At 68.0% G+C, this 6,185-nt stretch carries 5 protein-coding genes; 2 read left to right on the top strand and 3 right to left on the bottom strand.

What is annotated here, in order from left to right; translation table 11 throughout:
- A partial coding sequence (locus ACJ8AT_RS29845) for an HYR domain-containing protein (protein ID WP_407741329.1) occupies positions 1 to 1,816 on the top strand: 1,816 nt, incomplete at its 5' end.
- 70 nt (positions 1,817 to 1,886) lie between these two features.
- Here the strand turns inward: ACJ8AT_RS29845 and ACJ8AT_RS29840 are convergent.
- A complete protein-coding gene (locus ACJ8AT_RS29840) occupies positions 1,887 to 3,548 on the bottom strand; it encodes a type VI secretion system contractile sheath domain-containing protein (protein ID WP_407741328.1) in 1,662 nt (553 codons plus the stop codon).
- Positions 3,549 to 3,953: 405 nt separating this feature from the next.
- On the opposite strand from ACJ8AT_RS29840, the gene ACJ8AT_RS29835 reads away from it, so the two are divergent.
- On the top strand, positions 3,954 to 4,742 hold the full coding sequence (locus tag ACJ8AT_RS29835) for a DUSAM domain-containing protein (RefSeq protein ID WP_407741327.1): 789 nt from the start codon (positions 3,954 to 3,956) through the stop codon (positions 4,740 to 4,742).
- 216 nt (positions 4,743 to 4,958) lie between these two features.
- Here ACJ8AT_RS29835 and ACJ8AT_RS29830 read toward each other — a convergent pair whose 3' ends face one another.
- Both ACJ8AT_RS29830 and ACJ8AT_RS29825 read right to left on the bottom strand, forming a co-directional pair.
- Positions 4,959 to 5,450 carry a serine/threonine protein kinase gene (locus ACJ8AT_RS29830; RefSeq protein ID WP_407741326.1) on the bottom strand — a complete coding sequence of 164 codons (492 nt, stop codon included), beginning with the start codon at positions 5,448 to 5,450 and terminating at the stop codon, positions 4,959 to 4,961.
- An 11-nt stretch (positions 5,451 to 5,461) separates the two neighbouring features.
- Positions 5,462 to 5,962 carry a DUF2381 family protein gene (locus tag ACJ8AT_RS29825; RefSeq protein ID WP_407741325.1) on the bottom strand — a complete coding sequence of 167 codons (501 nt, stop codon included), beginning with the start codon at positions 5,960 to 5,962 and terminating at the stop codon, positions 5,462 to 5,464.
- Between the last annotated feature and the right edge of the window lie 223 nt (positions 5,963 to 6,185).

Below are 6,185 nucleotides of genomic sequence, written 5' to 3'. Positions count from 1 at the left end.
CGTCGTCACCGGCCATGCGCCCGACTTCCACGCCGTGGACGACTCCGGCGCCGCGCGGCTGCTGATTCGCTCGCTGGCCTACGCGCGCGCGGGCAACGCGCTGCCGTTCCTCTGGGTGGAGTCCCGCATGGCGCCGCCCGCGGGCTACCGCTCCGGCAAGGAGGGGCTCCAGGCCGCGGGGTTCATGGAGGGCCGGGACTTCCTCCACATGAACGCGGCCCAGCTCGGGGCGATGCCGGCCTCCTGGTGGAGCACGCTGAGCACGCGCTTCAGCGCCCTCGTGGTGGCCTCGGATCGCGCGCTGCTGACGCAGGCGGAGCTGGACGTGCTCAAGCTCCACCGGCTCGACGTTGCCCGGTTCTTGAAGGAGCTGCGCGGCGTGGTGGCCTTCTCCGAGAGCGGCACGGGCGCGGGCCTCACGCAGCGAGACCGCTATGAGTTCCTTCCCTTCGACATGTTCGCCACCGCCGGCGCGAAGCCGCCGTACTCGGTGACGGCGTTCGGCCAGCAGGCGCTGGGGGTGACTCGAGACGACGTGAACTCGCCGGCCTACAACCACTTCGACGGGAGCTTCGGCTTCGATGCCGTCACCCTGAGCGACGCCAACGGCGCCATCATCGCCCTGGCGGGCCAGGTGGAGGTGAGCGACGAGTACCTGTGGGCCAACGCGGGCATGGACGGGACGTTCTATGGGCCGGCCCCCACCATCCCTGTCACGCTGGATGGCTCGGGCTCCACCACCGACTCCGCTTCCTACCCGCTGCACTACGTCTGGATGCTGGGTGACGAGGTGCTGGCGGACACGGACCAGCCTGTCGTCACCGTCGACCTGCGGCCGGGCGTGTACGAGATCACCCTCATCCTGAGCAACGGCCGCAACGACGTGGCCACTGACGAGGTGGTCGTCACCGTCATCCACAGGGCCGGCGGGCCTCCGGCGATCTCCTGCCCGGCGAACGTCGTGGTGGACACGGCTCCGGCCACGTGTGGCGCGCGGGCCTACTTCCCGCCACCGAACGCGACGGCGCCAGGGGGCGTGGAGTCCGTCTCCTGCTCGTCCCTGACGGGCAGCATCTTCCCGGGAGGTGTCACCCCCGTGACGTGCACGGTGGTGGACAAGCAGGGGCTGAGCGCGAGCTGTGGCTTCACCGTCACCGTGAATGATCGCGAGCCGCCCACGCTGATCCCGCCCCCGCCGACGACCACCGTGGCGGACAGCTCGTGCCGAGCAATGGTGCGGGATGCGATCGCGGGTGGGGCGAAGGCTTCGGACAACTGCACCCCGGCGAACCGGATTCTCCTCACGCAGAGCCCCGCCGCGGGCCAGATGGTGTCGGGGGTGGGCCCGCACGTCATCCAGCTGAAGGCCACGGATCTGGCGGGCAACAGCACCACGGCCACCACCACGCAGACGATCATCGACGTGACGCCGCCCACCATCACCGGCGCCACGCCGAGCCAGGACACGCTCTGGCCGCCCGACCACAAGCTGGTGCGGATCGGGGTGAGCGTGCAGGCCACCGACAACTGCGGCGGCGGCGGCGCCAACGGCGGGGTGCAGTGTCACATCGGGAGGGTGACGAGCAACGAGCCCATCAACGGGCGCGGCGATGGCAACACCAACTATGACTGGGACATCGTCGGGCCGCTGACCGTGGATCTGCGCGCGGAGCGGGCCGGGCCGCTGACCACTCGCATCTACACCCTCTGGGTGGACTGCACGGACGCCAGCGGAGCCACCGTGACGGGCACCACCGCCGTCACCGTGGTGCATGATCAGCGGGGCAAGGGGACCGACCGCTCGCTGGGGAACTGAGGGGAGCGGAGGGCCCGGCGCCCGTTCGAGCCGAGGGGAGGGAACGGGCGCGGTGCTCGGGGGCGCCGCCTCAGTGGCGCAGCGGCAGGGAGAACTCGAGCTGGAAGCGGGTCCCCGCCTGCTCTGGCTTCACGGCGGCGGCCACCTTGATGAGCTGGTTGCCTCCCTCGCCCGGCACCAGCTGCGCCTCCAGCTTGCCCAGCTCCGGCGAGCCTCCGAAGAGGAACACCTCGGCGGCCTGCGAGAAGAGCGTGGACATGTCCTGGGCGCTGGAGCCCGCCGGGAGCTGATCTCTCACCCACAGCGCGAAGCGGACGATCCGGCCGGTGAGGATCTGCGCCGGCAGCGGCATGACGTGGGGGTTGCCGCACGCCATGGGCGCCACCGAGAGCAGCAGCATGTCCGTGTTGCGCCCGCTGCCCACGCCCAGGATGCCCAGCTCCGACAGGCGCGTCTGCATGCGGATGGAGAGGAACGCCTCGGTGGGGTAGGCCGAGCCGGCCTCCTTGCCCGTCGAAGGCTCCCAGGTGCCCGGGGCGCGCAGGCCGCCCGTCTGGCCCGTAATGCGCGCGAAGCCGCTGGTGGCCTGGAAGCTCGCCGAGAGCATCGCCGCCACCGCGAACGTGGGGCTGGCGAAGCTGGCGCGGTTGAGCACGCCGCGCTTCTCGCTCGCGGCCACCATGCGGTTGAGCACCGGGCACAGCCAGCGCGTGGAGTCGTCCTTGCGCAGCTCGGCCCAGTCGCCCTGGGTGCCAAGGGCCGCATCCTCCAGCGCGGTGGAGAGCTGGCCCAGCGTGGTGCCCAGCAGCGCGGGCGTCACCGCCACCACCACGGGCACCTGGGCCTCCTCGGCCACCGAGGCCAGCTTGCGCAGCCGCGCCACGTCATCCGTGGCGTCCACCACGAAGCACACGTCCGGGCGCTCGAAGGGCTCGGCGTTCACCGCCTGCTCCAGCGCCTCGGGCACCTGCGCGGGCTCCACGTCCACCACCTCGATGGCGATGCCGGACGCGGTGGGGCACTGCTCCAGGAGGAACTTCAGGCCGCGCCAGCCGGCCTCGAGCCGCGCCACGGGCTCGGCGGCCAGCAGGTCCTTCGCGGTGTGGATCAGCGCCAGCTCGATGGCGTCGCGCACCGCGCGGCGTGCATCGGGGCTCATGCGAGCGGGCCCGGCGGCCTTGGGCGCCATGGCCTTGATGAAGGAGTCCACGCCCGCCTTGGCCACGGCCGTGGGAGAGGAGGCCTCCGCCGAGGCGAGCAGCTCGCCGACGAGATCTCCTCCACCCTGAGAGGAGGCGGCCGGGGTGCTCGGAGGGGGCGGGGTGGGCTCGGGCTTGCCGCCCAGGGCCGCGGACACGGCGTTGGACAGCCGGCCCGCGCCCACCACCTCGGCCACTCGCGCGGCGCCCTCCTCGGGGGTGAGCGGGCGCGAGGGGTCCGCCTTCATGAACCCCTCGGTGAGCGCCTGGAGCTTCTTGAGCTCGGGCACGGCGGCGATCAGGTCCATGGCCTGGAAGGCGCGCAGCTTGTCGAAGGACAGCTCGAACGTGCGGTGCTCGGCCCCGCCCAGCCTGTCCGGCACGGTGGCGCGCAGGCCCGAGGCGGCCTTGGCCAGCTCCGAGGCGAACGAGTCTCCCGTGAGCAGGAACTTGCGGCCCGAGGGCGAGGGGGTGAATGCCCCCGCCACCCACCAACGCACCCGCGCACCTTCTGGACTGACGCTCTGGCTCATCCCCTCTCCTTCTAGGCTCGGTAGGAATCGAGGCCGGGTACGTTAGCCCGGCCCCTGACTTCTCCAATGATCCGAAAGGAGTATGATGCGATGCGTTACAGTCGGGCTGGCCGGAAGGGGTAGGCCTCAAGGCCCTGGCCGAAGTCTACGCGACCATGGATAGCACCTCGGGGACCGAGGCCACGCAGACCGCAGACGGGACCGAGGCTACGCAGGCTGGAGATCAGGTCGACGCAGCGGGGCAAGTTCCGAAGTGGAAGAGGGACTGCATCAAAAAGTACGTTGCCTGCCAGAATGGCAAGTTGATCGGCCCTTGTTACGACTGCTTGCGTCGCTGTGAGGGCCAGCGCGAGTGGCCAAAGGAGATGTGCCCAGACCCACGGAAACAGAACTAGAGGTCGACCCATGGGCGGCAAGATTGACTGGGACCCCATCCGAGTCTTGGCGCAGCGAGTGTTGGACCAGAGCGAGCCACTGGAACTCACGGACGAAGCGCGGACCCTGTTGCGCCGTTCAGCGCGGGAAGTGGCGATCCCCGCCCAGGACGCAGCGAAGGCCCTCCGCAGCCCGTCCAGCGCCAAGGTGCTGCTCCGGCAGATCAGAAGGCGCATCCAAGATGGGGCGCGGCGGCTAGCGGTAGCTGAGGACTGCGCCTCTCGCCGGGAAGATGCCGGGGATCTGAATGGGGCACGTGAACAGTTCGAGCAGTTGCTCGCGGTCGAGGTCGTGCCCCTCTACCGCAAGCAGGCCAGGAACATGCTGGCGAGCATCGCCCGGCTCCAGAAAGTTGCGAAAACGGGGCGAGTGGATCCGAAGCTGCCTGCACTCTCTCAACTTACGATCCTTCTGCACCGCCTCGATCAAAGCGAGCCGCTGAAACTCACAGAAGGCATGCGCTCCTTCCTTCGTCGTGCCGCCGCAGAAGCGGGCATCAGCAAGGCCGAAGCCCAAGCGGCCCTGTCGAATCCAAGGAGTGCAGGAGCCTTGCTCCGAGAGATCGTGGGGCGCAGGCAGAGAGGAAGCAGGCGGCTCGGACGGGCCCTCTTGCGAATGATGGACCTCCGGGATGCGGGTGACCTCGAAGGTGCACGTCAGCAGATGCGCGACCTGCTGGCCGTGGAGGTGGTGCCCGTGTATCGCCAAGCCGCCGAGGAGAACCTAGCGGGCCTGGATGAACCGCCCCCGGCACCGTGAACCCGGGAACGCGCTTCACGAATTGATGGTCGCGCAAGTGCCTGAGAAGACAGGGGAAGATCCTCTCCATCACCCTACCCCTCTCCTTCTAGGCTCGGTAGGAATCGAGGCCGGGTACGTTAGCCCGGACCCTGACAAGGCCAAGGGATCGAAAGGGGTATTGCGCCGGTGGTGGCACAGTGCGTCATGGGTCCACTTGGTCGAAAGGGGTAGGGCTCACCGGAAGGCGTCAACGATGTAGGCCGCCGCAGTAGAGCCATCGAGGATGGCCATCCCGGGCTTGGACTCGGGCAGCTTGCGCATCTGGTCATAGCTGAGCCGGGCCACCGCGCAGATCGGGAGCTTCCCGCTGTCCGCTGGGTGGGCCTCATAGTACCGGATGACGACCTGTGGGCCAGTCGTCCAGACCTGCCCGTACAAGCGGGTCGTCTCTTCAAGAGTGCCGAGATCGCCGTTGAGAATGCTCTCGATAGGGCCGTCATAGAGCGTGATGCGCTTGGAACTGATCTGGTTCGCATCGAGTTCTACCCAGGCGGCATCCCCCACATGCAGTTTCAGCGCCTCCATCACCCGCTTGGCTTCCTCTGGGCATTCCTGCGGACCAGGAGTGCCATCCGGGCGCAGCGACACTCCGCCGGTCGTGGTGCAGCCGAGAGACGTAGCGAGTAGGAGGCCCAAACAGAGTAGGAGGGCTTTGATGGTGGGCATGAGCGGCGGTTCTACTGGCGAATGAGCGAGGCTTCCAGTGCCACGGCCACCTGTAACAGACCATCGCCACGGAAGATCTGGAGGGCGAGATCGGTCAGGTTCCCGTCCTTTGTCTCGAAGGCGCTCTTGTCCACGACGACCGCGATCTTCCCAGACTGGCCGGGCTCGATGGTGGAGTGCTCCAAGCGAATCGCAAAGGGGCGAGAGGTGAAACTCGTGTAGTCGCGGGTCACGTAGGCGCCATCGAACTTCCACGGCTCACCGGAGTCGCCGTAGTAGGTGTTCTTCAGGTGAACCAAGACCGCCGCCTTCCCGGGGCCAGAGAAGACCTCGACAGCGATGTCCATGTCCTCGTTTTTCGACCGCCAGAACTTCTTGCGGAGAAACGGCGTCTTCTTCACTTGGCCGTTTGCGAGAAGCGTCGCGTAGGCGTGATCGACGGAGTTCTCTTCCTTCTTGAACCGCTGGACCTCCTCACTGAGAGGGTGTTGAGCTGAAGTGAGCAGGCCCAAGATGTAGTGCTCCCCCAGCAACCTATCGAACCCAAGGCAGAACTGGCGGCTGAGCTGCCGAGTGCCTGTCGTGTTGCTCTGTCTGGTGGGACACGGGCCGTCCTACTTGGCAGGTTGCCCGGGACGGCTGCGTGTTCTATGGCCTGGGTCATGAGCCCTACGCCCCAGGTGGCTGACCGCAAGCACTACCCCTCGGATTTGAGCGACGCACAGTGGGAACTGG

Origin of the sequence: Hyalangium sp. (assembly GCF_045802625.1) — a bacterium.
In the GTDB taxonomy this organism is placed as follows: Bacteria; Myxococcota; Myxococcia; order Myxococcales; family Myxococcaceae; genus Hyalangium.
Note: the sequence above shows the minus strand (reverse complement) of the source record. Positions and strands in the feature narration are given on the sequence as shown.